The sequence below is a fragment of the Candidatus Alkanophaga liquidiphilum genome, from assembly GCF_053996935.1.
Genome location: NZ_JBMXYC010000049.1, coordinates 1 through 23,835, shown reverse-complemented (window position 1 = coordinate 23,835; position 23,835 = coordinate 1). Strand labels below are relative to the sequence as shown.

General features: G+C 52.7%; 24 protein-coding genes and 1 tRNA gene. 7 read left to right on the top strand and 18 right to left on the bottom strand.

What is annotated here, in order from left to right:
- Positions 1–292: 292 nt before the first annotated feature.
- Positions 293–364 (top strand) — tRNA-Ala (locus ACXJJA_RS06545).
- A gap of 5 nt (positions 365–369) precedes the next feature.
- Here the strand turns inward: ACXJJA_RS06545 and ACXJJA_RS06540 are convergent.
- The 7 genes from ACXJJA_RS06540 to cooS all read right to left on the bottom strand — a co-directional run bounded on the left by ACXJJA_RS06540 (position 370) and on the right by cooS (position 6,386).
- Entirely contained in the window at positions 370–957 is a 588-nt protein-coding gene (locus tag ACXJJA_RS06540) for a hypothetical protein (protein WP_456487413.1), read from the bottom strand.
- Between the two features lie 86 nt (positions 958–1,043).
- Positions 1,044–1,985 carry a class I SAM-dependent methyltransferase gene (locus tag ACXJJA_RS06535; RefSeq protein WP_456487412.1) on the bottom strand — a complete coding sequence of 314 codons (942 nt, stop codon included), beginning with the start codon at positions 1,983–1,985 and terminating at the stop codon, positions 1,044–1,046.
- A gap of 10 nt (positions 1,986–1,995) precedes the next feature.
- Positions 1,996–2,313, bottom strand: coding sequence for an archaellum operon transcriptional activator EarA family protein (locus tag ACXJJA_RS06530; protein WP_456487411.1), 318 nt, complete (start codon positions 2,311–2,313; stop codon positions 1,996–1,998).
- A gap of 66 nt (positions 2,314–2,379) precedes the next feature.
- Positions 2,380–3,174 carry a DUF166 domain-containing protein gene (locus ACXJJA_RS06525; RefSeq protein ID WP_456487410.1) on the bottom strand — a complete coding sequence of 265 codons (795 nt, stop codon included), beginning with the start codon at positions 3,172–3,174 and terminating at the stop codon, positions 2,380–2,382.
- Positions 3,175–3,186: 12 nt separating this feature from the next.
- The gene (locus ACXJJA_RS06520) at positions 3,187–4,107 is read right to left on the bottom strand and encodes an NAD(P)/FAD-dependent oxidoreductase (RefSeq protein WP_456487409.1); all 921 of its coding nucleotides are present in this window, start codon (positions 4,105–4,107) and stop codon (positions 3,187–3,189) included.
- 65 nt (positions 4,108–4,172) lie between these two features.
- A complete protein-coding gene (locus ACXJJA_RS06515; RefSeq protein WP_456487408.1) occupies positions 4,173–4,511 on the bottom strand; it encodes a cupin domain-containing protein in 339 nt (112 codons plus the stop codon).
- A 12-nt stretch (positions 4,512–4,523) separates the two neighbouring features.
- Positions 4,524–6,386, bottom strand: coding sequence for an anaerobic carbon-monoxide dehydrogenase catalytic subunit (gene cooS, locus ACXJJA_RS06510; RefSeq protein WP_456487407.1), 1,863 nt, complete (start codon positions 6,384–6,386; stop codon positions 4,524–4,526).
- 137 nt (positions 6,387–6,523) lie between these two features.
- On the opposite strand from cooS, the gene ACXJJA_RS06505 reads away from it, so the two are divergent.
- Positions 6,524–7,132, top strand: a complete 609-nt coding sequence (locus tag ACXJJA_RS06505) for a helix-turn-helix domain-containing protein (RefSeq protein WP_456487406.1) — start codon at positions 6,524–6,526, stop codon at positions 7,130–7,132.
- A gap of 197 nt (positions 7,133–7,329) precedes the next feature.
- On the opposite strand, the gene ACXJJA_RS06500 is transcribed toward ACXJJA_RS06505, so the two are convergent.
- The gene (locus ACXJJA_RS06500; protein ID WP_498038915.1) at positions 7,330–7,653 is read right to left on the bottom strand and encodes an NMD3-related protein; all 324 of its coding nucleotides are present in this window, start codon (positions 7,651–7,653) and stop codon (positions 7,330–7,332) included.
- 656 nt (positions 7,654–8,309) lie between these two features.
- Between ACXJJA_RS06500 and speE the strand changes: the two genes are divergently transcribed.
- Both speE and pyrI read left to right on the top strand, forming a co-directional pair.
- Positions 8,310–9,122, top strand: a complete 813-nt coding sequence (speE, locus tag ACXJJA_RS06495) for a polyamine aminopropyltransferase (protein WP_456487405.1) — start codon at positions 8,310–8,312, stop codon at positions 9,120–9,122.
- A gap of 28 nt (positions 9,123–9,150) precedes the next feature.
- A complete protein-coding gene (gene pyrI, locus ACXJJA_RS06490) occupies positions 9,151–9,642 on the top strand; it encodes an aspartate carbamoyltransferase regulatory subunit (protein ID WP_456487404.1) in 492 nt (163 codons plus the stop codon).
- Between the two features lie 24 nt (positions 9,643–9,666).
- Here the strand turns inward: pyrI and ACXJJA_RS06485 are convergent, their stop codons facing one another.
- The 8 genes from ACXJJA_RS06485 to ACXJJA_RS06450 form a co-directional block, all read right to left on the bottom strand.
- Positions 9,667–10,752, bottom strand: a complete 1,086-nt coding sequence (locus tag ACXJJA_RS06485) for an NOG1 family protein (protein ID WP_456487403.1) — start codon at positions 10,750–10,752, stop codon at positions 9,667–9,669.
- Positions 10,685–11,233, bottom strand: a complete 549-nt coding sequence (locus tag ACXJJA_RS06480; RefSeq protein ID WP_456487402.1) for a GNAT family N-acetyltransferase — start codon at positions 11,231–11,233, stop codon at positions 10,685–10,687. The genes ACXJJA_RS06485 and ACXJJA_RS06480 overlap by 68 nt, the downstream gene beginning before the upstream one ends.
- Positions 11,234–11,238: 5 nt before the next feature.
- Positions 11,239–12,783: a magnesium chelatase ATPase subunit I gene (locus tag ACXJJA_RS06475; RefSeq protein WP_456487401.1), complete on the bottom strand. Its 1,545-nt coding sequence runs from the start codon at positions 12,781–12,783 to the stop codon at positions 11,239–11,241.
- Between the two features lie 2 nt (positions 12,784–12,785).
- On the bottom strand, positions 12,786–13,121 hold the full coding sequence (locus ACXJJA_RS06470) for a DNA-binding protein (protein ID WP_456487400.1): 336 nt from the start codon (positions 13,119–13,121) through the stop codon (positions 12,786–12,788).
- On the bottom strand, positions 13,121–13,594 hold the full coding sequence (locus ACXJJA_RS06465) for a 30S ribosomal protein S19e (protein ID WP_456487399.1): 474 nt from the start codon (positions 13,592–13,594) through the stop codon (positions 13,121–13,123). The genes ACXJJA_RS06470 and ACXJJA_RS06465 overlap by 1 nt, the downstream gene beginning before the upstream one ends.
- A 70-nt stretch (positions 13,595–13,664) precedes the next feature.
- A complete protein-coding gene (locus tag ACXJJA_RS06460) occupies positions 13,665–15,125 on the bottom strand; it encodes an acetate--CoA ligase family protein (RefSeq protein ID WP_456487398.1) in 1,461 nt (486 codons plus the stop codon).
- Between the two features lie 8 nt (positions 15,126–15,133).
- A complete protein-coding gene (locus tag ACXJJA_RS06455) occupies positions 15,134–16,846 on the bottom strand; it encodes a radical SAM protein (RefSeq protein ID WP_456487397.1) in 1,713 nt (570 codons plus the stop codon).
- 407 nt (positions 16,847–17,253) lie between these two features.
- Positions 17,254–17,376, bottom strand: coding sequence for a hypothetical protein (locus ACXJJA_RS06450; protein WP_456487396.1), 123 nt, complete (start codon positions 17,374–17,376; stop codon positions 17,254–17,256).
- Positions 17,377–17,681: 305 nt separating this feature from the next.
- On the opposite strand from ACXJJA_RS06450, the gene ACXJJA_RS06445 reads away from it, so the two are divergent.
- Complete coding sequence (locus tag ACXJJA_RS06445) at positions 17,682–18,824, top strand: FAD-dependent oxidoreductase (protein WP_456487395.1); 1,143 nt, start codon at positions 17,682–17,684, stop codon at positions 18,822–18,824.
- A 33-nt stretch (positions 18,825–18,857) separates the two neighbouring features.
- Positions 18,858–19,025 carry a hypothetical protein gene (locus ACXJJA_RS06440; RefSeq protein ID WP_456487394.1) on the top strand — a complete coding sequence of 56 codons (168 nt, stop codon included), beginning with the start codon at positions 18,858–18,860 and terminating at the stop codon, positions 19,023–19,025.
- On the opposite strand, the gene ACXJJA_RS06435 is transcribed toward ACXJJA_RS06440, so the two are convergent.
- A complete protein-coding gene (locus ACXJJA_RS06435) occupies positions 19,016–19,339 on the bottom strand; it encodes a hypothetical protein (RefSeq protein ID WP_456487393.1) in 324 nt (107 codons plus the stop codon). The two genes, ACXJJA_RS06440 and ACXJJA_RS06435, sit on opposite strands and share 10 nt — an antisense overlap.
- Before the next feature lie 189 nt (positions 19,340–19,528).
- The gene (thiD, locus tag ACXJJA_RS06430; RefSeq protein ID WP_456487392.1) at positions 19,529–20,893 is read right to left on the bottom strand and encodes a bifunctional hydroxymethylpyrimidine kinase/phosphomethylpyrimidine kinase; all 1,365 of its coding nucleotides are present in this window, start codon (positions 20,891–20,893) and stop codon (positions 19,529–19,531) included.
- A 101-nt stretch (positions 20,894–20,994) separates the two neighbouring features.
- On the opposite strand from thiD, the gene ACXJJA_RS06425 reads away from it, so the two are divergent.
- Positions 20,995–23,664: a valine--tRNA ligase gene (locus tag ACXJJA_RS06425; RefSeq protein WP_456487391.1), complete on the top strand. Its 2,670-nt coding sequence runs from the start codon at positions 20,995–20,997 to the stop codon at positions 23,662–23,664.
- Positions 23,665–23,835 lie beyond the last annotated feature (171 nt).

Here is a 23,835-nt window from a genome sequence, read left to right as displayed (position 1 = left end):
AGGCGCCGCTCGCCTCCATCAGCTCGACCGTCCCGGTCTGCGTAATCCCCGGACACGGCGCCCGGTCATAAGAACTCCGCTCGAACGCCGCAAACAACCTCTCCCTATGACTCATCTCCTCTGGCATTCACAACCCCAGTATAAAAGACGCTCAGACCCTATAAAAACTTGTTTAAGAAAGGAAAAGAGAATTTGCTTTCGTCGTATTTGGGTCGGATGTCAGACAAATACTTTTTGCAGTCGTTAAATTTTTAAACGATAAGCGGCGAAGTGTGATTGATAACGCCCACACGGGCCGGTAGATCAGCGGAAGATCGCTCGCTTGGCGTGCGAGAGGCCTCGGGTTCAAATCCCGACCGGTCCATAAATTCAAGACTCCGTAGCTGTAACGTTTTTTCTCTCCTTTTTATAGTCAGAAAGCCATTTCACAGAATCATAAGCCGCGTCAAAAGCTAAAAGTGCAAAGAAATAAAGCCACGAAAGCGGTGAAAAAACGCATAAAAGCAGCATGCTGACCTTCATCATGCACCTATGAGCAAAGAATGCCCTCAAAAATTTGGACGTATCATGTTGGGAATCAATATAATCATTGCCTCTTTCATCAATGATGCCTGCGGCGGTTAAAATAGCTAAATGAAACCATAGTAGGTTAAAAGAGGCAGTGACGCAGAACAACACCAAAAAAACAAAAGCATTAACCTTGAATACCAAATTATCGACCTTGCCCGCAAAAATAACCGCTAGAAGTATTGAAAGTAGGAGGGTCGCAGCTGCCGTATCGTTTGCGGACATGATTAACGCCATTATTACCAGCGCAGGAGCAACGACGCCCGCAAACCTCTTGTCAAAAACGTTTTCATCGAAAATATCGTCTATGAATTTAAGTCCTGCACCAATAGCTGCAAAAATAATAACAGTGTAATGCTGTGGTGTATTCAACAGCCCCAGCCCTATCACAAACGCTCTTAGAGGGCTGTATCTGATAAAACGAGATGTATAAGTGAATATGTAGGCGTATATGCATGTTGTATATACATAAATTATTAATACTTATGAGCAACTATAAGTAGGTCTCCATACTCTTTGACTATGACTTTTGTCAAAACTTCTTTTATCTCTCTCGTGGTCCGCAGCTTAACAAATTGCGGTATTAGTGCTTCTGTAAAATTTATGATGGGATTGTCTGGCATTTTAAATATTATCAGCCTACCGCCGTCCTTCAGGGCGTTGTATGCATTTTCGATAACTTTTTCCATATTATGCACGTATTCTAATACCATCGAAAGAATAACGATGTCGTATTCTTCGTCCAACCCCACATCGTTTTCGATATCGCAGTGCTCCATCTCGACCCATGAATACCCCCGGTTTTCTATCTTCGTCCTTGCGATTTCCACCATTTTTTTGGACTTGTCCAGCCCTGTAACCCTCCCATTCTCACCAACGATTTCTGCAAAGTATAGCGGGGAAACGGAGCCGCTGCCCATGTCCAAGATGTAATCTCTCTTGCCTATTCTTCCTATTTCTGTTATAGCCCACCTTACTGACTTGAACCAATCATTTTCCAACCAAATGCTCCAGATATTAGCATCTCTTTCGAAGTCGGTGGTGGCAAGTGGGTTATTCGGGTCGATGAGCAGATGGGGAAAAACGTTTATCAAAGACATAAAAAAGCTTATGAGATCCTCTTTCATCTTATCGAGCATGAAATCTCGCTTCTCCAATCTTATATTCACACCATCGACCAAGAAGTATTTCGAATTTTCCTTTTTCAATATGGAATACGAGCACAAAATATCCAAATACAACTTTAGGAGCCTCTTGTTCCTATAGCCATATTCCTCAGCGATGTCGTCAACCGTTTGTATGTTGTTTTCTATAGCACTGAAAATATTGGTGACAGAGCCTATAGATATTATATAGCCTTTAACGAATCTCGTAGCAGCTTCAATACTGTTGCCAATATCGGTTATTAACTTATTCATAGCGCATCCCTTAAAATAGAGAGGACTCTAAGACGTCTACGACCTGCTTGCCTATTTTCGAGAGCTTGTAATAACTGACGCCGTTTATATCTACCTTATCAACAAGCCCGAGCTCCACGAGGGAGCTGGAGCCGTTATATCTACTGCCCATGCCCCTGAGCCCGCCGAGCACGTTCGTCGCGTCGATTCCTATATTCCGAGCGATTTCCGCCGGATAAGACATGTTCGGGTATATTTTGTTGAGATATAATAAAATAGCAACCCTGACCCTGCTCCGTTTCAAGGAGCGAACAACTCTGGGGTCATATTGCAGGAAAGACGTGTACATACTCCCTCCCCCTTGTTTTGTTGGGATAACTAAAATATAAAAATTTTTAGGTTTACCTCTCGGATGTCAAAGGGGCATTTCTACGTTTAAGGCCTTAAGGATAGCTTCTCTAATCAGATATCCAGCTTTGTGAAGGACAGTATCTCCGAGCTCCTTGTCGAGCTCCATGCTCGCCGTGCAAGGGTAAGAATGATGCGCTTTTGAAATCGCGTCAAACAGCTCGCGCAATGCAGCGTCGTCGGCGTCGGTCGGCGCCCTAAATCCTATTATTTTCCGAGCGACAAACCATGTAGAGCCGCAGGGGGCGCTCCGCAGGACCTCAGCGCTGCTTATAGCTCCGCTTTTTAACGAGATCCGCAGTTCCGGCTTGCCGACGCCAAACTCTTCGACGAAGCGCCTCACGGTTTTAAAGCAGCTGACTACAGGGTCCCTGGGGTCTAAGGCGCAGAACGGCTTCGGAAAGGCGTATTCGACACCATGCATCTCGCAAGCGTCCTTTAGCTGCTGCCTGACGCCCACGGGCAGCTCCCTTGGGCTCTCAGCAGGAACTATCAAAGCGCAAACGCCAAGCTCCTCAAGACGTTTGGGTAAACTTAAGAGCACGTCAGGATGGATGTTTATCGCTATGAGCACGTCTGCCGGGATTAAGTCGAGCAAGAAGCTCTCGGGAGTGTCTAAGAAATGGGGCAGGCTCTCGGGCGGCGGCAGGCTCACGGCAGCCGTGATGCTATCTGCATGGCTCCAGCCCACTCGGCATTCTACGCACGCTTCCCCACATGCTCGGCAGAACGTCGAATAATTCACGAGGTTGCCGATGACGACGTTGCCAAAATCGCCGCTGTATAAGAACTCAAGTTCCATTTTTTGTAGATGTTAGCCCCAACTCCGCACGTATTCATAAGCATTGAGAGCGGCGATTGCCCCTTGCGCCACCGCCGTCACCACCTGCTTCACGCCGCCAGACGTGACGTCGCCGGCGGCGAACAAGCCCTCGACGCTGGTTTGCTGCTTTGAATCCACGATTATGTAGCCTTTTTCGTCGAGCCGCACGTCAAGCTTTAAAAATTCGGTGTTCGGCACTTTCCCGACTTCGATGAAAATGCCATCCATTTCCAGCAGGAACTCCTCGCCAGTTTCTGTGTTCAGCACGCGCACGCCGCTTACGAGGTTCTTGCCGAGAATTTCCAAGACCTTAACGTTTTTCAGAATTTCCACTCCGCTTTTTTCCAAGCGACGCTCTATGATTTTTTCGGCAGTTCGCACGGCGTCGCCGCCGACCAGCATTTTGACGTCAGCAAGCTCGCTGAGCGTGAGCGCGGCATTCGCCGCCGCCGTCCCATCGCCGACGACCGCCACCCTTTTGCCCTTAAAGAGCGGGGCGTCGCACGTTGCGCAATACGAGACGCCACGTCCCAGGAGCTCAGCTTCGCCCGGCACGCCGAGCTTCTTGTGCGAAAGCCCGGAAGCGACTATGACAGCAACGCTCTCATACCTGTTTTCGGAGGTCTCCACGACGAAGACGCCCCCTTCCTTCCTGACACTTTCCACACTTTCAAAGTTACGAATCTCGACGCCTGCGTTCCTTGCTTGCGCTTCCATGCGTTCTGCGAGCTCCATACCCGGGATGCCGTCGGGGAAGCCGGGATAGTTTTCGATCTTCGGGGCGGTCGCCATTTGCCCTCCGGGGGCGGCGGCTTCGAGCACGAGCGTCTTAAGCTCCGAACGCACGCCGTAGAGCCCAGCAGTTAGCCCTGCAGGTCCGGCACCCACTACTAAAAGCTCCACACTTTGCATGTTTCGGTTTCCGTCGTCGATGAATTTACGCTTTACGGGTGCAAGGGTCTCATAAGCTCCAGGAATTATAGAATTCTCGTCGGCTTCGATGGTCTCGGCGCTTTGACGACGAGGACGCGGAGGACACCATTGCTCTCGTTATACCAGCAGTGCGGAATTCCTGCCGGACTTTCGATGAGCGTATCCTGCCCTACTTCTTTACGCTCATCGCCGATCTCAATGATTCCTTTCCCTTCGAGCACGTAAAAGGCAACGTCGACAGGCGTCACGTGCTTCTTCAACCGCTTCCCCGGCTTCAGTGTTATGTGGACTATCTGGGCGCTTTCTGCGTCATATATCTTGCGGGCGGCGACGCCATGCGGATTTGGAGTGACTTCCGTCTTCTCTACGTCTATTATTTTCATGATCACCCTCTTTTAGATGCCCAGCTTCGCCCTCTTCTCTTCAATGACTCTTTCCAGAAGCTCCGCCGCCTTCACGGGCTCCTCCTCAACTATTACTTTTCCGCCGGTGAGCTTCTCAACGTCCTCGGTGAAAAGCTTAACGGCTTCCTCGCTACCGGTTATCGGCGGAACGGGCGAGACGTGTGTCGTAAGCCCGTATGCGACTGCGAACACCGCATCGATCGTGGCTTTCTGCTCCATGTATTCGGGAGCGGTGACCGCCACCGGCAGGTCGGGAACGTCCACGCCAAGGGCGTCGGCGACGAGCCTCACCAAGTAAGCACATCTTCCGGTGTCGGTGCATGTCCCGAAACTGAGAACGGGTGGAATTCCGAGCTTTTCGCAGACCGCCCTCAGGCGCTCGCCTGCGAGTTCAAGAGTGTCCATCGAGGTCAAGCCCGCCTGCTGCAGGGCGGCGTTCCCGCAACCCATCGAAAGCACGAGAATGTTCCTTTTTATCAATTCTCTTGCTACAGTTACAGTGTTCACGTCATGCGGCCCATTCTTCAGCGTCGTGCAGCTCACAAGGGCTACAACCCCCTTCACGTCGCCGCTTTTTATCGCTTCGAGCAGGGCGTCGAGCTTCCCACCGAGAGCCTTGAGAATCGCCTCTGGCGAGAAGCCTACAACGATCTTTTGCTTCTTTTCGACTTTGTGGACGCCCGCTTTACCCCTCTGCTTGAAGTTTTCGATGGCGATGGCGATGACCTCTCTCGCAACCTCCTCAGCAGCATCAGGCTCGTAATTTAAGCATTTGTCGATACCTTTGAGCCTCACAAGCTCGCTCACGGGCACTATTCTGACGCCGTATTTCTGATATTCAGGAAGGGACGGCAGTGCGCAATTCACGTCCGCCGCAAAAACATCGACGGCGCCCGTCGCAAGGGCAAACTCTTGAACGATCCAGTTTCCAACAATGCCCACAAAGACTGGGCTATCGGAGCGCTGCAGGATTTCCTGACCGGTTTCAATGAAGCCAACAATACGGAGACCCTTTGCGCCGGCATCTCTCGCCCTCTTTTGAACCTCTTCGCTCTCGGCGAGCTTAATTAGAGCGGCTGCGACGAAGGGCTCGTGGCCGTCAACGGCGATATTCACGTATTCGGGGTCGAGGATGCCCAAGTCGGCTTCGCTCTCGTGCGGCATCGGCGTGCCGAAGAGGATGTCTTGGACCAGCTCTAAGGAGAGTTGCGCCGCCATACATGTTGCAATGCCCATCCGCATGCTCTTCTTCGCTAGAGAGACATGGTCGGAGTCCACATTCGTCATCGCCGATGTGCCTGTGACGAGAAGCTCGTAGAAAACCCCTCTCGGAAAGATTCCGAGTTTCTGCCAGAGCTCCTTCCTCTTTTCGGGCGCAAATATCTCAACAAGCTTGCTCGGCTCGTGCGAGCTGATGTCCTCAAGTATGAAGTCCGCAACTTTCCTTGCGAGTTCTTGAACGTCGTCACCATCAATTCCCAGCTGGGAAGCGAGCCATCTCAGCTTCTCTTCGTCCTTGATCTCAAAAGGAGTCTTTCCCTCGGCTGTGGCTTTTAACGTCTTTGCTGCTTCGACAGCATGGTGGGCGTAAGCCATCGTGCCCAATAAGTTCTTATGGACAAAATTCCGAACCGCCATTCCCGCGGCGTCGATCCCGCAGGCGCCGTAAGGGGCTTTTCCAGATATCCGGCAGGGACCCATGCTGCAAAGCTGGCAGCAGAGACCTCGCTCGCCGAACTTGCATCTCGCCCCTTGGGCGTTGAAACGGTCGATGACGTTCGTCACGCCGTCAGCCTTCACCCTCCGATACTGCTCGTTTATGCTTTCGTGGTAGCTGACCCTCTCATCGGTCATGATTATGGCTTCTTAGAGGTCAAAGTTATTGTTTTTCCCTAAAATATTCGGGCTCCACATAGGCTCATAACAAAACGACGAAGATAAGCGGAGCGGCTTCCAAAAAGCTTATCTCAAGCTTTGACGAAGTAAGGCGCATGCTCAAAGTTCAAATAAGGACATCTCTGCCGGAATCTTGTGTTTTCGGCGCCGTGAAAGAAATATTGAGGAACTCGGTCATGAAGATCGAGGGGCTGATGATGATCGATAAGAACGTGAAAGCCTTGCTGAGGGTCAAAGCGAACAAGGTGAAGGACATTCTCGCCGACCTGCCTGCATACTGCGAGGGCGTCGCCGTGTCGTCGCAGGAGGCGAAGGTATTGGTCAGGGAGCACACGTGTTTCGTCGCTCTCTCAATACTCGAAGCGGGCTGCATAATCACCGACGCGGAAATAGATGAGAGAAAAGTGATTTGGAGCATAGTTTGCGAGGACGAGGCGTTTCTAAACCTCATTAGAGGGTTAGAAGAGAGCGAAATCGATTTCGAAATCGTCTACAAGGGCGAGCCGGAAAAAGAGTCTGAGGTGACCTACAGGGAGGAAGAGATTTTGAGGCTGGCTTTAGAGAGGGGATACTTCGACTTTCCGAAGAGGATTAAGCTAGAAGAACTCGCAGATTACTTCGGCATCGCTTCCTCGACCCTCTCCGAAATTCTAAGACGTGGTCAGAAAAAGGTCCTTGAGAAGTATTTTGGCTTGAAAGGTTGAGGGTGTTCAAGATAGAAAAGGAATGCCTCAGAGCATTCTAAAGAGACGCATCAGCATCCCAGAGAGGCATAAGACGCCCAAAAAGCTTAAAGCTTTGCGTGTTACTTGCTACAGTCCGTCTTGACGCTCTCATTTGTCAAAGCTTGCTCCACTTAAACGCAAACGCCACGCAAGAGCAGTAGCTAACAAAAGCACAACTAAAATCCATATTTCGCCCTCGAAGGATTTTCAAGCAGTGTAATGCAAATCGTGAACCTGTAAACAGGTTTTCCACGCTCAACCCTAAGGAAACTCGTGCTTTCTTTCTTCCTTCCACCAAGCACCCTCAGAATTTTCGAGGCGATGTGCCGTGCATCGTTCACGCTCGTCACGTAAAAATCAAGGCTACGCTCATCTTCGTAAAGCGGAATGCACTCGCTTCGCCCCTTATATCGCTCTATTATGTTCCTTAGCGACCTCCGTTCGTTTTCCGCAAGCTTCCTGCGGGTTTCCGTCCGTATTTGGAGGATTGCGTCGTGCATCTGTGTATATTGTCTCTTTTCTATTAATTACGACGACCACAAAGCAGCTTTAAAAAAGGAGTGAAGAGCGTTGATGAGAGTCCTCCTGCCGAAAGCATCGTAAAGAAGGCATCGATCGCGTATTTTCAGATACCTCCTGAAACTCTGGGATTTAAAGAGCATTCATCAGGAGTGGCGTTCTTGAGGCGCTCGGCTACGAGGGCGAGTTGGGGAACGTGAGATTTGAAAAAGACGTGCAGGGTATAAGCGGAGCGACCTGCTCGCCTTCGACGAATATGGGAACGGCGTCTTTGTCGTAGAGTTCAAGAGGCAAACCATGATGACGTGTGCCGCTGCGAACGAAGTTCGAAGTGCCCCCTAACGGGTGTGAACTCTTGATATGGAGCGGGGCGAACTACGAATGAAAGCCGAGGACGTGGCAGCGGCGTTGTGGGAGCGACGTGCGAAGAGAGGAAAAAGCTTGAGACTTTTCTCGTCCTAAAAGCGATGTGATTGCGAGGACTTGAGGCGAAACCGACGCCCTCGTTCACGAATTGTATGGGTTGGACAAAAGCTACTTGCAAGTCATCGAGGACTTCTTAAAGAGGTTTTAATTCGTAGAGTAGCAGTGGCGATGTGGAACACGAATTTAACAAGTTTGGACAAAATAGTGGCTGATGCTGACGTTCACTGAGTTCATGAGCGAGAGCGTAGGGATAACGTTCAAGGTTGCAAAGGTGTTGTGCACGAGTGAGTCGAAGTATCAAAAAATCGAGGTTTTCGAGAACGAGGCTTTCGGGAAGGTGCTGGCCCTCGACGGCAAGATTCAGGCGAGCGAGCTTGATGAGTTCCTTTACCACGAAATGCTGACGCACGTCCCGCTCGCAGCGCACAGAAGCCCGAAGAGCGTTTTGATAATCGGTGGGGGCGACGGCGGCTGCATCAGAGAGGCGCTGAAGCACGGTGTTTCCGTAAAGCTCGTGGAGATCGACGAGGAAGTCGTGAGCGTTTGCAAGGAGAATTTCGGGATAGACGGCGGCGCCTTGGATGACGCGAGCGTGGAGATTGTTTTCATGGACGCTTTTGATTTCCTTAAGGGCTGCGAGGAGCGTTTCGACGTGATTCTCGTGGACTCGACAGACCCCATTGGCGAGGCTGAGAAGCTCTTCTCCGAAGACTTTTACAGAACGGCGTTCGAAAGGCTCAATGACGACGGCGTGTTCGTGACGCAGAGCGGCTCGCCCGTGCACCAGCCCGACGTGCTCCGCAAGGCTCTCTCTGGAACTTCTAAGTTTTTCCCCATAGTGAGAATTTATGTTGCTCCCGTCCCTTCGTATCTTGGCTTGTGGAGTTTTGTCGTAGGCTCGAAGAAATACGAACCCGAAACGCCGAGAAATGTAAGCGTGCCCGCGAAATTTTACGACGAGGAGATGCACGCCGTTGCCTTTAAGCTCGCGAAGCTTGTAAAAATATTCGTGGGGCTTGATTAAGCGGGAAAGGAATTAGGCTGTGAAAGGCATGAAGCGTGAGTTAAAGGTTCAACCGATAAAGGATGGCACCGTGATAGACCATATAACCGCGGGGCAAGCCTTGAACGTCCTAAAGATTTTAGAGATAAAACCAGGGACGAAAGAGGTAGTGAGCGTCGTAATGAACGTGCGCAGCGGAAAAATGGGGAAGAAGGACATCGTGAAGGTAGAAAACAGGGAGTTGAAGCCAGAAGAGGTGGATAAAATTGCGTTGATAGCGCCGAACGCCACGATAAACATAATAAGGGATTACGAGGTTGTGGAGAAGCACAAAGTCTTCTTGCCTACGGAGATAGAAGGTGTAATAAGGTGTGCGAATCCAAGCTGCATCTCGAATACTAACGAGCCGGTGCGTTCGAAGTTTCAAGTCGTCGAGAGCGGCGCCGGCGGCGAGGGCGAAGAGGTGCGCAGCAGGCTCCGCTTCCGCTGCGCATACTGCGAGCGCATGATGGACTTGGATGACGTGATGGAGCAGCTTTGATTGCGGCAAGCTCCGACTCGCTACCTAAGCCACGGCAAAGGCAGTCCGCCTCGCAGCCCGTAACATCCCCAAGAGTTTCTCCCTTACGGCGTCCAAATTCTTCCCGGTGAAGGTCGAAACTTCGTAGAATTCTTGCACCTCCGAACGTATCTTTTCAACGTTTGTCTTTATGCTTGCGCCAAGTGGCGTCTCGAGGAGGTCCATTTTGTTCAGGATGACGAGCATTGGCACTTTGAACTCCACCCGTATTTCTCGCAGCAGCTTGAGTTGCCGCTCTACGGAGTAGCCGCAGGTCTCTGAGGGGTCAAGGATGAAGACGATGACGTCCGCCAAGTGTTTTAGTGCGGAGATTGCTTGCAGCTCTATCTTGTTGCGTTCGGAGAACGGTCTATCAAGGAGTCCAGGCGTGTCAATGACGACATAGCGTTCGTTTCCGTTGAAGATGTGCCCGACGCTCACGTTTTTCGTTGTGAAGGGGTAGGTTGCTACTTCGGGCTTTGCCGTGCTCATTCTTGCAACGAAGCTCGACTTCCCGACGTTTGCGTAGCCTGCGACGACCGCCGCAACTTCATCCCCGCTGACGATTGGCAGGCGACGCAACAGCCGCCGTGCCTCCTTCAGGACCTCCAGCCGGCGCTCCACCCTCTCTACCACAGAAATTATCCTGCCGAGAGCTTCTTTCCGCAGCGCCACAGCTTCCCGCTCCGTCGCCCGTCTCATCTTGCGTGAATACTCCTGCGACAAAGCTCTAATCTTTGCAGCTGCCCAGTCGAGCGAGGCTAATGCCGAACGCACAGCATCAACGCCTATTAAAACGTCTAAAGTCTCACGATAGAAAGGATGAACTTCGTCAAAGTTTGGGAAGCCACGGACGACGTTTTTAAAAGTATCTGCAAAAATGTTTGCGGCTGTTGTTACCAGGACACGCTCTTTTCCCCTTTTGTCTCGTAAAGCCCTTTTCGCCTTGACAGCACGCCTAAGCGCCCGCTCCACAAGCTCTTCGGCGGCGGGGACTTCTGGAATTTTGTCAAACATCTTCATCTCACGTTTTTTCATGCGTTGCCCCCGACACCGCAGCACCGGCTTCTGCGCTCGCTGCCGCTTCGTCATCGACGACGCCTTCGACCTCCCGCTCCCACATCTGGACGAGCATCCCCGGATACTGCTCGTAAGGTTCTCCGACGCGGCGGAAGCCGAACTTTTGGACGAGCCGCTCTCCAGACTTCTGCCCGACAAGAATGTTCACGTAATTCACCTTGCACTTGTTGCAGCGGGCGAACTCGATGAACTGCTCATACATGGCAGACGCAACACCCTTGCCGCAAAACTCAGGGAGGACGGATTGCTGCTCGCCGAAGCAGCCACGCTCCGTGATTTTAGCTTTGTAGGCGCCTACGAGCCGCCCGCCGACCCTGACGCCGAAATAGTGGTAACCTTCGTCCATTTCCTTTTTTATCTGCTCGGCGCTCATCGTGCGTTTCCGTCGCCAGCCCTCAGGATACTCGTAAGCTCGTGGCCAGACCTCTTTGAAAAGCCGCTCCAAATCTTCGGCGTCTTCTTTGCCGAGCTCTATGATTTTATACTGCGGCATGGCGGCTAAAGCTTGAAGCTTCTCGGCACGAAGAAAGCCTCCAAGATCTCGTTTTCTTCAACGAGCCCGTGCATGGCGGCGACGTTCGCTAAGAACTCAACGGCGGAGAAGAGATACTCGTCGGCAAGCCGTCCGCTGAGCGTCTTCGCCCTATATACAAGCATACGCTCTTTTTCATTGAGGAGAGTCTCGTCCACCCTGCCGACGGCGAGGGAGCTAAGCCGCTGCACCGCCTCTCCGAGGGCGTCGCACTGCTCCAAGGAGCTTAAGAGAGGAGTGTTCCTCGTAACGAGACCTTTAGCAACTTGGATAATTTCATCCTGCAACCACATGCTCAGGTCCTGAATTTTCTCCCAGATTTCAGCGCTAACGCTCCCTACCGCATACTTCATTATGTCTTCGACTATCAGGTCAATCCTCTCAAAGGATTTTTGCGTCTCCCCCTCCACATCTATTAAGTCGGGGCGAACAAAAATCCTACCACGTAGCGAGAGCTTAAGCCCGTCGCAAGCATCTCGAAGGTTTGCAACCTCTCCACACCGCATCTCCACGCTCGCATATGCGTGGTCTATTGCCCGCTTGCCGCCACGGATGCTCACGCCCTTTTCGAGGTTCGGACACTTCCTCGTGTAACTCACTGTCTTCTTTATGACTTCAATTATCCACCACGGCAGCGCAGCGTCACGCTCCAACTCACGCACGTCCGCAGAAATTACCTCTTTCTCATCTTCCCCCCAGATAGTTTGGGTGTAGTATTCAGGAACCACCCTAAACTTCTCCTTTAGCATTATCTCCTTTTCGACTTCCTCCTCAGGCAACCCCATGTAAATCATCTCAAGGCGGTCAAGGAGCGGTCTTGGAATCTTATTAACATGAGCGAAGCCTTCCGGGTTGCCTGTAGCTACCAAAAAAATATCCACGGGCTTCACAAGGTTAAATTCTTCCAGTATTACCTTGCCTTCTTCTAAGATGGGGTGGAAGAGGACTTGGACGTTCGTCGGGATTGCTGGTAGCTCGTCCACAAAGACGATGCCACGGTTCCCCCTGAATATGCCAGTTCCCGTAAACACCTTAGGGTCTGTCGGACTTTTCCCCTCCCTTATCACCTGAATGTCCTTGACGCCGAGTATTTTTGCGAAATTTGTGTATTCATTGCCTTGAATTCTCGAAAACCGCTCCTCCGGTGATATAAATTCTATACCGAACTCCTCCGCCGGATTTTCGCTCTCTGCGCAGCGAGGGCAGAGCCACTCCTTGCTCCACTTCGGGTCGTCGTGATACGGGCAGCCCTTTATCGCAGGCACCTTGTAAAGGAGCTTCGTTAAGGACTTCGCGAGCCTCGTCTTACCAGTTCCTTCTTCAGAAACCAAAAAAGGACTCGCTCCCGATAATATAGCTCGTATCACATCCCTTTTCGTCTCCTCTCTGCCGTCGATGTCGGGAATCAGGCTCAGAACGTCCTCTCCCGCTCTCAATCTCTTCAGAATCGAATACCTCAACTCATAAACCACAGGAATTGGCTCATACTTTTCGAGGTTAAATTCAGTCATTTTCACTTACTTATTCTCCTAATGGTTATTTCTCGCTTTTTCGGCATTAGTTGACGCAATATTTCCTTCAGCTGCTCGTCATTTATCATCCCCCTTATCCTGCCACTCTGCGCTAGGAGCACTAACTGATTTTCTATGTGCTCGACGAGCTCTGGGCGTGTCATTCTTATGGTGTTAAGTCGCTCTCTAGCGCTCGATGTTAATATTTGCCGCAGGATGAGGCGTTTTCGCTCTTCAAACTCCTTACGAGCCTCTTCTTCCCGCTGAGCCTCTATCTGCGCCTGCATGAGACGCTGCATCCTTTGCCGTCGCAGGAGCTCGAGTTCTTCGTCGGACATCACGCCTCACCTGCCACCGCCTCAGCCTTCTCGACGGTCTTTGCCCCTTCAGTCTCAAGCATCAGCTTAAGCTCGTAGGCGACGTTGTCAAGGAAAGCCTGCCCCTTCGGCGAGATTTTCCTGCCCTTCTTGGTTTTTATCACGAGTCCCGCTCTTTCGAGCTGCTGCAGCACTTCTCTCACGATTTTCCCGGAGCCTTTTCTGAAATGTGGGGGTTTGACGCCTCTGCGACGTTTTCCGCCGTAATAAGTGCGGAGGCGAGAAACACCTACCGGACCGTGGATGTAAATCTGCCGGAGCACCGAGGCGCAACGTGTCCACCACCAGTCCTCCTGCTGTGGTGGTAACTCGTTGGAGATGCCGCCTTTGACGAACGCTGCCCACTTCGGCGGCGCTATTCCCTTCCCCCTCTTCAGTTTTTCCGCTGCTAACTGAACGAGCTTGTCTTGCGGAACATCATACACCGTCGTCATTAATCATCCATTCGCAGCGGTGCTTAAAAAAATTGTGCTCGTTGCGATTCATTGCTTTTCCCAACCGCGGTTAGCGTGACGCCATGACGTAATCCCTGTATTCGACGAGCGCCGCCAAGGCGCGCACCGCTCTTTCCACGGTCGGAAAAACGGGTATTTCGGGCTCAAGCGTCTCCACGCACCGCTTAAAAATCTGATACTCGCCGAGGAGCGACACAAATAGGAAGGACTTGCCGCGACGCATGCATTCCTCGCCCAAGTTCTTAAATATTTTCACGTCGGTAGCAGTCCAACTTACAGCCGCCAGCACCACTATTAACGCGTCCACATTTTCGTCCTCGACTAAAGCCCTCGTCGTAGCCTCGTATGTCCGCTCCATGCCACTTGCCTCCACGGCAACCCACACGTCCAGCGGGTTTCCTAGGCTTGCCCATTCCGGAAACACTCTTTTTACCCCCTCTAAAGTTCTCTTCGAGAGTGAGGGTAGCTCCAGCCCGCGTTCCATGCAATAATCGGCGGCGGTGACGCCCCCGGCGCCCGTTACGGTGATGATTCCAACGTTTTTCCCGTTTGGTAGCGGCTGCGACGCAAACGCCTTCGCAACGTCGAAAAGTTCCTCGAAATACGAGACTCTGATGATGCCGCATTGTTTGAACGCCGCGTCGTAGATTTTGTCGTCGCCTGCCAGCGTGCCGGTGTGCGACGCCGCCGCCTTCCGCCCGAGCTCCGTTCTGCCGGCTTTTAAAACAATTATAGGCTTCTGCTTTGAGATTCTCTTGGCGAGCGTCATAAGTCTCCTGTCATCCCGCACCCCCTCTATATACATACAGATAACCTTCGTTTCAGGGTCGTTGCCGAGATATTCGAGGAGGTCAGCTTCGTCCACGTCGCACTTGTTCCCAAGGCAGACGATTTTGCTGATGCCGATGTGACGCTCGTTGAAATATTCCAAGAAGACGCTTGCGAAAAGCCCTGTTTGTCCGACGAACGCAACGCCGCCCCCTCTAATTTGCAGAAGCGAGACGTATGGTGTGAAAAGCCCGCTGCTCGTGTTCACGACGCCTATGCTATTGGGGCCCATGACTCGTATGCCGTAGCGCTTTGCAGTGCTTACGACTTCCCTTTCGAGTTCGTGGTTGCCGACTTCGGCAAAGCCGCCCGACTCGATAATCACGTTCTTAATGCCACACTCTCCACACTCATGTAACGCCGTTGGCACGGCTTCCGCAGGCACGAGGATTAAAGCAAGGTCGGCTACGCCCTTAGGGACGTCTTTGACGCTTTTATACGCACGGACGCCAAGAATTTCGGAGGCGTGCGGGTTTATCGAGAAGACTTTGTCCTTGAATCCAGTTTTGACGAAATTTTCGACGACAGTGTAGCCGCCCTTCCCCGGATTCCTCGAAGCCCCGACGACAACTACGCCCCGCGGCTCGAAAAATCCTGAAAGCATTAGGTAACTTTTTTGCTTCATGAGAATCTTACTTGCTATTTGTTCTCCAGTGGCAAGAGCGCATGTAAGTAACCCCATCCCACTTATTAAAGCACCTTCACGTATTCCCGCAGCTTTTCACCTACGGCTTTGTCATCAAAGGCGCTCACAAAATCCTCTACGCTTTTAAACGGTCTTTTCCGCTCGATAGCAGCCGCCCTGCGCTCGCCGACGCCGGGTAGCGCCATTAAAGTCTCTTTTGGTGCGGTATTCACGTCCAGCGGGAACGGAACGGCGGTGATCGACCTGAAGCCGTAATCTACAACTTTCACATCGAGGAAGCGGCGCAACTCGTAAACGCCAGGAATGCCCACGAGGAGGGGGTAAGTGCCGAGTTGCCGCCCGAAGGTCGTTTTACCTTCATGCATTTCAGTCAGCACGTCCCGCAGGACGACGCCACGAGGCACGACCCGCTTTAGCATCTCCCGGTCTATCTCCTCACGCACCCGCCGCTTGAAGCTCCTGAACAGGCGCTTGTGCCGCCGCATTATCCTATCGCCGACCTTCGCCATCCGCGTCGTCGGGAAAATCATCACCTGACGCAGGTTTATGCGGCGTAGCAGCAACCCCCTCTCCAAAACCTCACGTAAAAACTCATAGTTAAGCTCATAAGTTTTTTTCGTCTCGCCAAGCAGTCCAAAAACGAAATTAACACCAGGTAAAAGCTCAGGAAGCCCATTCTCACCCCTTCGTGCGCCAACCTCATTCAGCAACTCAATCGCTTTCATGCAGTCCTCAGGCATTGCTTTAAGGTTGTTTCTACGAACGACCTCGGGGTCAGCGCTTTCAACGCCGAGAGCGACGACATCTCCCGCTGTGTGGTATTTCACGATGATTTTTGCAATTCTTCGACACTCTTCGGGATATGCAGCGAGCGTTCCGGGATTTGCGTTGTCCATGTGCAGCGTTCTGAGCTTTGGCGCCACGGCTCTTATTCCCCTGTAAAGACGCTCCAACGCCTCAGAGTTGGGCTTAGGGAATTCAAGCTCGCCGACGCCTTCTGCCATATATGAAAACAAACATGGCTGGCTCCCAAAGCGGAAGTGCCGCACGCCCACTTTGTAAAGCGCTGCGACTTCATCAACGACGTCCTCTACGGGTCTGAAATCTGGTAACCCCTTGTTCGGCTCCACGCAAAAGGAACAGCCACCGACGAGCGAGCGGGCGCAGCCCCGATACGTCTCAAGCTCTGCGATGATGTGCGGAAAGTTCGGGTGCTGCCTTACTACTTCGGCGCCGTAAATAGCAAAATTTCTTATTTGTGAGACGCTTTCACGATGTTCTTCGGGCGCCACACGCTCCACGCTCAGGCGCTCTGCAATGAGTTGCGAAATGACGAGCTCGACGTCGCCGGTCGCAACGATGTCGAACACGCCCTCTGGAACGGCGGCAGCACGCCGCCCGCCCTCTGTCCCAAAGCCGAACTTCGCAGCAGGACCGCCCAGCACTTTCACAGGACGCTCCACGCCGCTCAATAGCCTCGCAAGCTCTGAGGAGGACGCTGGCGTCCCGCCTAAATACTTGCCCGGAACCGCCGTCCCGCAAATGACTACAAGCAAGTCAGCTTTTATAATCTCTTTAAAGCCCACGCCGCTCCGTAGCTGGTCGATCGTGAAGTATAAAAGTTTTAAGTCTAAACAAAGCTCTTTGGCGGTTTTCAGAGCGGCGCCGGCGGCGTAACGCACATAAGGACTAATATATGGTGGCACTCCCAGGCATGTTGGCTCGTCCACATAGCCGTCAAGTATGATGACATTCATCCTTAACTCATAATTGAGCACGAGAATTTAGATAAGAGCAAGCGTATGCGTTGCCGGGATAATGCAAAACTTTGGCAAGCAAACAACCACCTGTTGAAACCGATGGCTTTACGGGCGTTCGCCCGAGGGCGGGTTTACACGCTGCATTAAAGTCGGCATCGTAGGTGCGTCCGCAGCAGCACTTGAAAATCCCCCCGCCGCAAACCTTCCGCCTCACAGAAACGGCAGCGCTCGGAGTTCGGCTCGCTGACACCATTCTAACGTAAATCCTTCCCAGCACGCCCCTTTTTGGCTTGATATCAAAGCGTTCGAGAGCAATCATGGCGTCGTGCTCAATCGCAAATTCGACACTTCCTGTGAGGCGGCGTCCATGAGTTGAAAGCTTCTACGACCACGTCTCTGATTTCCTAGACGCTCTGACTCCCAAGGCAAAAAGTCTCCCGCACTTGCTCGTAAAGCGCCTCGTGCGGAATGTTCTTCACGTCTTTAGCAGCGATCTCGCCGCTCGTGCAAGCCACGCTCAAGCACATAAGCGTAGTAGAGGCGAGCAAGCGCCTAACTGCTGTTGTAAAAAATTTAAGACGGCAGGAATGGGCACGTTAATCTTCGGCGAAACCTTCACCGTTACGCTTTTTGCAACCCACATCTATGTCGAGGTGCATTAATAACGGAAGTGAGAGCGGCATTCCTCCACCACAGTGGTTGTCCCTCGCTTCAAAGTTTATGAAGAAGATTGGCTTTTGCAATGAATACATGGCTGACCCGTGCATTGCTCTCAGCGAAAAAAGCGAGTCGTGGGAAGCTAATTCTTTTTCTGTAAAAACTATGTAGTAGCATGAAAAGAGTGGTTGTGATCGGTGGGGGTTCGGCGGCAGGGGCGCCGGCGGCATTTACAGCTAAAATTTTCTACAAGGACGCCTCTGTTACGCTGGTAAAGAGGGAGGAGAAGACACTGGTGCCCTGCGGCATACCTTACATCTTCGGGACGCTGAAAGGTGTGGATGACGACGTTTTCTCCAACGAGCGTTATAAGAAGCGGGGCTTGTCCCTCGTCATAGACGCAGCGACAAAAATAGACCGAGAACGTAAAGTTGTGAAGACAGCAGGTGGCAGGGAGATAAGCTATGACAAGCTCGTGCTCGCAACTGGCTCCTCCCCCATAAAACCACCCATAGAGGGATCAGACCTCAAGAACGTCTTCTTCGTGGAGAAGAACTACGAGTATATAAAGAGATTTCTGGAAGCGTTAAGCGGGAAGAAGAAGGCTGTGATAATAGGCGGGGGCTTCGTGGGAGTGGAGCTCGGCGACGAGCTGCGCAAGCGTGGCTTAGAGGTCTCAATCGTGGAGCTCATGCCACACTGCTTACAAACAGCTTTTGACGACGAATTCTGCGAGCTTGCAGAGAGTAAGCTAAAAGAACGTGGCATAAAAGTCTTCACGGGCTGTAAGGTCGAGAGCATCTTGGGAGATGAGATGAGTAGGGTCAGAGGCGTGAAACTCGACAGCGGCGAGGTTCTGGAGGCGGATGTCGTTGTCGTGACTGTTGGTTTGAAGAAAGAAGTCAGCCTCGCAACGGACGCAGGACTCGAAGTGGACGAGCGTTATGGCGTCGTCGTTGACGAATATCAGAGAACGAGCGACGAAGACATATTTGCGGTAGGTGACTGCGCATTCAAACGCTCTTTCTTCACTAATAAACCTTCGATGCTGATGCTTGCACCTATAGGTTCTTATGAGGCGAGGATTGCCGGCGCCAATCTCTTCAAGCTCCGTAGGAGGAACGAAGGCGTCATAGGAACGTTTTCGACGGCGATAGGCGACCTTGCGCTCGCAGTTTCGGGTCTTACCGAGAAGGCTGCAGAGGCAGAAGGTATAAAATATGTAGTGGGCAGCGTTGAAATTCCAGACAAGCATCCGCCGACGATGCCGGGGATAAAAAGGATAAGGATGAAGCTACTGTTCGATGCGAAGACCTAGACGGTCATCGGCGGGCAGCTGAGCGGTGGCTACGTGGTGGGCGAGATCGCAAACATTATAGGGACAATGATAAGAAAAAGAATGACGGTGGACGAAGCTGCGACTGCGCAGGTGGGTACGCATCCGCTTTTAACGGCGCCCCCCGCATTTTACCACATCATCCAAACTGCCGAAAATGCAAGAGTGGCAGATCAACGATAAAATCTCCTTTCCCTCTCCATCTTTTCCACAGCTCTGTTTACTCTTTCGACGACGGCGTCCAGTCGCTTCTCGACGCTTTCCTCGACGCTTCTTACATTCGTTCTTAAAGAGCGCTCCTTTGCATTTATCGTCTCCTCCATCCTCCTCAGCTGCACACTTATGCTCAGGAGCAACAGCGCCAGCATCGTTATAAGCATCATCGCCGAAAGTATGACGACAGCGTCCTTGTCATGGTATTTCGAAAGTAGTCTGAATGTCAGCACGAATACCGAAAATATCATAACTGCCGAGAACAAAATGTCCCTGACTTCCATACTCTTCCCCCATTGGATGTCCCATTTATAAGGCATCTCACGCTCTCTGCTTTTTACCTCGAGATTTAAAAAACTATCCCATCACGACAGCGCTCCTCACGCACGCCTGAATGTTTGCCTATGGGAGCATCGCTCCAATCCAACTCGCGCGGTGAAGCCTTCTTCGCAAGACTCACAAGCCTGTTCTCGTTAAGTTTTTCTGTCGTGGCTGAGCATCTCGGAAAGCTTTAGAGCCCTTTCTGCAACCTCGACGGCGTTCTTTCCAAAAAGTCTCAGCATCGGCTCTTTGCCCTCAGCGCCCCAATCGTAAACGGCATCTGGGAAGTTCGTTGTGGTCTGCGGTTGCGACGCAAGCCAGCGGCGAGCAGCCTCCCTGACGCCCCAGTCGAGAGTTTTCACGCCTGTAGGCTCTTCAGCTCTTGAGAAGCTTGCGAGCTTTAAACCAAGCTGGCGGCATGCCTCCAGAATTCCTGAAGAAAGGCGGACGTTCATCGCCGCCCTGATTTCAGCGTTGAATTCCATCGCCGCCAGTATGACTCTTGCGACGTGCTCGCTGGCGCCGAGCTCCACACAGCCCGCCGCCATCTCGTTGCCGCACCGTCGTATCCTGCCGCAGACAGCAGCGACATCTGCCGCACTCTCTGCGCCGACTGCCGCCATCCCAACGTTAACGCCGACCTCGGGTATGAGTTTGACGAAGCTCCCGCTGCGCCGTAGCATCTTAACAGCGGTCTTAACGCTCTTAATGGCATCAAGCTTGCTTTCTGCTTTTCGCAGCGTGAAAAGCTGGTCTACGACGAGCATTTCGCGTCTACCGACACGCTGCCAGCCCCCCGAGATTGCTGTAGTGACAAACCGTTTTGCGGCTGCCACTGCTTCTCGTAGGCTTCGCCCCTTTGCAAGTTCCGCAGCGAGCGCCGCTGAGAACGTGCAGCCTGCCCCGTGTATTCTCTCGGCGGTTTGTATGATTTCGCCTCGTAGCTCTAAAAACTCGCCGTCGTAGAGCAAGTCGGCGCCTTTGCGGTTGAAATGCCCCCCCGTTATCACGACGGCTTCAACGCCAAGCTCGTAGATGCGGAGCGCCGCCGCCCGCATGCTCTTTTCATCCGTTATTTCAATGCCTGAAATAACACTCGCCTCCGCAACGTTCGGCGTCGTTACAGCAGCGAGCGGCAGGAGTTTCTCAACGAGCGTCGGTAGGGCGCTTTCATCGAGGAGCGTGCCGCCGGCGCCAGCTTCGAGCACGGGATCAAGAACGAACGGCACGTCGTAACGACGCAACGCCTCCGCAACGCACTCCACGATTGCCGAAGACGCAAGCATGCCCGTCTTTGCAAAATCCACGCCTATGTCCTCAACAACTGCCTCTATCTGCTCACGCACGAGCCCCACACTCACGTCTTCCCTACGCCGCACGCCCTCGGAATCCTGCGCTGTCACCGACGTTATCACGGCAGTGCCATAAACGCCGAGCGCCGCAAATGTCCGAAGGTCCGCCTGCACGCCAGCGCCGCCACTACTGTCAGAACCGGCGATGCTCATCACCGCTTGCATGATATAATTTATGACTGTAACTTAATGTGCGTAACTTAATGTGCGGCTCGCTAAGCGACATTCTTATAAGGAGCAACACTTAAAAACGCAAGGGAGGAACGATGCTAAAGAAGGAATACGAGCATGGAGAAATTGAGAAGAAGTGGTTGGAGCGTTGGGATGACTCTATTTATTATTTCGACCGCACGTCGGAGGCGGAGCCTTATATCATAGATACCCCGCCGCCCTACCCGACGGGCGATTTTCACATCGGGAATGCGTTGAATTGGTGTTATATTGATTTCATAGCCCGCTACAAGAGGATGCGAGGCTACAACGTCATGTTTCCGCAAGGCTGGGATTGCCACGGGCTGCCGACTGAGGTTAAAGTTGAGGAACGGCACGGCATCACAAAAAATCAGGTCTCCCGTGCGGAGTTCCGGCGGCTATGCCGAGAGCTCACGCTCGAAAACATCAAAAAGATGAAGGAGACGATGCGACGGCTTGGCATGAGCATCGACTGGAGCCAAGAATACATCACTATGGAAGACTACTACAAAAAGTTCGTGCAGCACACATTCGTCAAGCTGTTCAAAGAAGGGCTTATTTATAAAACAGAGCACCCTGTGAACTGGTGCCCCCGCTGTGAGACCGCAATTGCATTTGCAGAGGTTGAATATGATGATAGGGAGACTTTTTTGAATTACTTGAAATTTAAGCTTTTAGACGGCAACTACGTAGAGATTGCGACCACGCGTCCTGAGCTTCTACCAAGTTGTGTCGCCGTTGCTGTCCACCCCAATGACGAACGATATAGAGCTTTGGTGGGCAAGGAGGTGGAGGTGCCGATATTCTCGCAAGTCGTCCGCATTTTCGCAGACGAGAGCGTGGACCCCTCCTTTGGAACAGGCGTCGTGATGATTTGCACGTTCGGCGACAGGCAGGACGTCCGCTGGTGGAAAGAGCATGAGCTTCCGCTACGCCGCTCCATAGACGAGCAAGGAAAAATGACAGAGCTCGCGGGTGAATACAAGGGGCTAAGCGTGGAGGAGGCTCGCTGCCAGATCATAGAGGACTTGCGGGCGCACGGCTTGCTCACGAAGCAGGAGCGGCTTCAGCAGAGCGTCGGCGTCTGCTGGCGTTGCAAGACACCCATTGAAATCCTTTCCACGGAGCAGTGGTTTTTGAAGGTAGATAGCGAGCGCGTCGTAGATGCCGCGAGGCGTGTGAGGTGGGTGCCTGAGCACTTCTTCTTGCGTCTGAAAAACTGGGCGGAGTCGCTGGAGTGGGATTGGTGCATCTCACGGCAACGCATCTTCGCAACGCCCATCCCAATCTGGTATTGCAAGAAATGCGGTAATGTCGTCGTGGCGAGCTACGAAGAACTCCCTATTGACCCGTTAGAGCATCCGCCTCGTGTCGCTTGTGAACGCTGCGGCTCCACAGAGTTCGAAGGCGAGACGGACGTGCTCGACACTTGGATGGACTCCTCCGTGACGGCGCTCTGGGTCGGCGGCTGGCGCCCTTGGGCAGGCAATGGCGATGATAGCAACAGCAGCAAGTTCAAGCCAACAGCGCTCCGCCCGCAAGGGCACGACATCATACGAACGTGGGCGTTCTACACGATTCTAAGGACCCTTCTCCTCACCAACGAGATGCCCTGGGAGACGATAGTCATAAACGGCATGGTTCTCGGCGAGGACGGCTACAAGATGAGCAAATCGAGAAACAACATCGTGGCGCCTGAGGAGGTTATTGAGAAATACGGCGCCGACGCCTTCAGGCAGTGGGCAGCAATCGGTGGCGCCGTCGGTAGCGACGTGCAGTTCCGCTGGAAGGACGTGGTCGCTGCCCGCCGCTTCCTGCAGAAGCTTTGGAGCATCCTGCGGTTCTCGCTGCCGCACCTTGAAGACTTCACGCCGCCCGAGGACGACGTTAAGACGCTGCGCACCGTTGACAGGTGGCTGCTCGTGAAGCTCAGCAAGCTCGTTGCCGACGTCACCGAGTGCATGGATGCCTTCAAGTTCGACGAGGCGATGCGGCGCATCAGAACGTTCTGCTGGGGCGTCCTCGCCGACAGCTACATTGAACTTGTGAAGGCTCGGCTCTACGGGCGTTTCGGAGACGTCGCCAGAAACTCCGCAAGGACGGCGCTCTACATCACGCTGAAGACAGTCTCCATCTTGCTTGCGCCGTTCACGCCGTTCTTTGCGGAGGAAATGTATTCAAGAGTTACTCAAGATAAGGGGCGGCGGAGCGTGCATCTTGAGAGGTGGCCATCGCCGCTGCTCTACGACGACGACGCCGAACGCAAGGGCGACGTGCTGAATGCCGTCGCCGCCGCCGTTCGGAAATACAAGGCGGAAAGGGGCATGCCACTGAACGCTCCACTCGGGCGGCTTGAGCTTTACAGTGATGTTATTGATAAGAGCGAGCTGGACGACCTTGCAAGCGTTACAGTTGCTGAAATCGAGCTTAAGCGAGCGTCGGTAAAGGCTGAGCTTCTGCCTGTGCGAGTGGTTCCGAAGCCCAACATCATCGGTCCGAGATTCAGGGCAAAGACCAAAGACCTGCTCAAAGCCCTGGCGCAAGCAGACCCCAAAATCGTGGACGAACAACTGCAAAAACACGGGAAATTCGTCATCACCGTCGGCGGCGAGCCCCTCGAACTCGATGACGAGTGTGTCGAGGTTGAACGGAGCTTCATGTTGAGCGGCAAGGCTGTGGACATCCTTGAGGTAAGCAGTCCTGGGGGGAACGGCACCGTCGTGGTCGTGGAACGGAAGAGGTGAGCTACTCCACGGCTAAAGCCGGGAGCTTCACGCCTCTCCGCCCAGACTCCTTGAGGAGCACCGCTCCGGAGCCGAGCTTCACGACGGGGCTGGCTCACCGCAGCCCCTGACTGCAGGATATACCCGCAGCCTCGCTAATAACAAAATTGCAAACAATATATAAACCTAACG

Bases quoted from the DNA above. Each gene is read 5' to 3' on its own strand.
- ACXJJA_RS06535 (WP_456487412.1), bottom strand. From the start codon at position 1,985: ATGAATAAGTTAATAACCGATATTGGCAACAGTATTGAAGCTGCTACG.
- ACXJJA_RS06530 (WP_456487411.1), bottom strand. From the start codon at position 2,313: ATGTACACGTCTTTCCTGCAATATGACCCCAGAGTTGTTCGCTCCTTG.
- ACXJJA_RS06525 (WP_456487410.1), bottom strand. From the start codon at position 3,174: ATGGAACTTGAGTTCTTATACAGCGGCGATTTTGGCAACGTCGTCATC.
- ACXJJA_RS06520 (WP_456487409.1), bottom strand. From the start codon at position 4,107: ATGCAAAGTGTGGAGCTTTTAGTAGTGGGTGCCGGACCTGCAGGGCTA.
- ACXJJA_RS06515 (WP_456487408.1), bottom strand. From the start codon at position 4,511: ATGAAAATAATAGACGTAGAGAAGACGGAAGTCACTCCAAATCCGCAT.
- cooS (WP_456487407.1), bottom strand. From the start codon at position 6,386: ATGACCGATGAGAGGGTCAGCTACCACGAAAGCATAAACGAGCAGTAT.
- ACXJJA_RS06505 (WP_456487406.1), top strand. From the start codon at position 6,524: ATGCTCAAAGTTCAAATAAGGACATCTCTGCCGGAATCTTGTGTTTTC.
- ACXJJA_RS06500 (WP_498038915.1), bottom strand. From the start codon at position 7,653: ATGCACGACGCAATCCTCCAAATACGGACGGAAACCCGCAGGAAGCTT.
- speE (WP_456487405.1), top strand. From the start codon at position 8,310: ATGCTGACGTTCACTGAGTTCATGAGCGAGAGCGTAGGGATAACGTTC.
- pyrI (WP_456487404.1), top strand. From the start codon at position 9,151: ATGAAGCGTGAGTTAAAGGTTCAACCGATAAAGGATGGCACCGTGATA.
- ACXJJA_RS06485 (WP_456487403.1), bottom strand. From the start codon at position 10,752: ATGACGAAGCGGCAGCGAGCGCAGAAGCCGGTGCTGCGGTGTCGGGGG.
- ACXJJA_RS06480 (WP_456487402.1), bottom strand. From the start codon at position 11,233: ATGCCGCAGTATAAAATCATAGAGCTCGGCAAAGAAGACGCCGAAGAT.
- ACXJJA_RS06475 (WP_456487401.1), bottom strand. From the start codon at position 12,783: ATGACTGAATTTAACCTCGAAAAGTATGAGCCAATTCCTGTGGTTTAT.
- ACXJJA_RS06470 (WP_456487400.1), bottom strand. From the start codon at position 13,121: ATGTCCGACGAAGAACTCGAGCTCCTGCGACGGCAAAGGATGCAGCGT.
- ACXJJA_RS06465 (WP_456487399.1), bottom strand. From the start codon at position 13,594: ATGACGACGGTGTATGATGTTCCGCAAGACAAGCTCGTTCAGTTAGCA.
- ACXJJA_RS06460 (WP_456487398.1), bottom strand. From the start codon at position 15,125: ATGGGGTTACTTACATGCGCTCTTGCCACTGGAGAACAAATAGCAAGT.
- ACXJJA_RS06455 (WP_456487397.1), bottom strand. From the start codon at position 16,846: ATGAATGTCATCATACTTGACGGCTATGTGGACGAGCCAACATGCCTG.
- ACXJJA_RS06450 (WP_456487396.1), bottom strand. From the start codon at position 17,376: ATGTGCTTGAGCGTGGCTTGCACGAGCGGCGAGATCGCTGCTAAAGAC.
- ACXJJA_RS06445 (WP_456487395.1), top strand. From the start codon at position 17,682: ATGAAAAGAGTGGTTGTGATCGGTGGGGGTTCGGCGGCAGGGGCGCCG.
- ACXJJA_RS06435 (WP_456487393.1), bottom strand. From the start codon at position 19,339: ATGGAAGTCAGGGACATTTTGTTCTCGGCAGTTATGATATTTTCGGTA.
- thiD (WP_456487392.1), bottom strand. From the start codon at position 20,893: ATGCAAGCGGTGATGAGCATCGCCGGTTCTGACAGTAGTGGCGGCGCT.
- ACXJJA_RS06425 (WP_456487391.1), top strand. From the start codon at position 20,995: ATGCTAAAGAAGGAATACGAGCATGGAGAAATTGAGAAGAAGTGGTTG.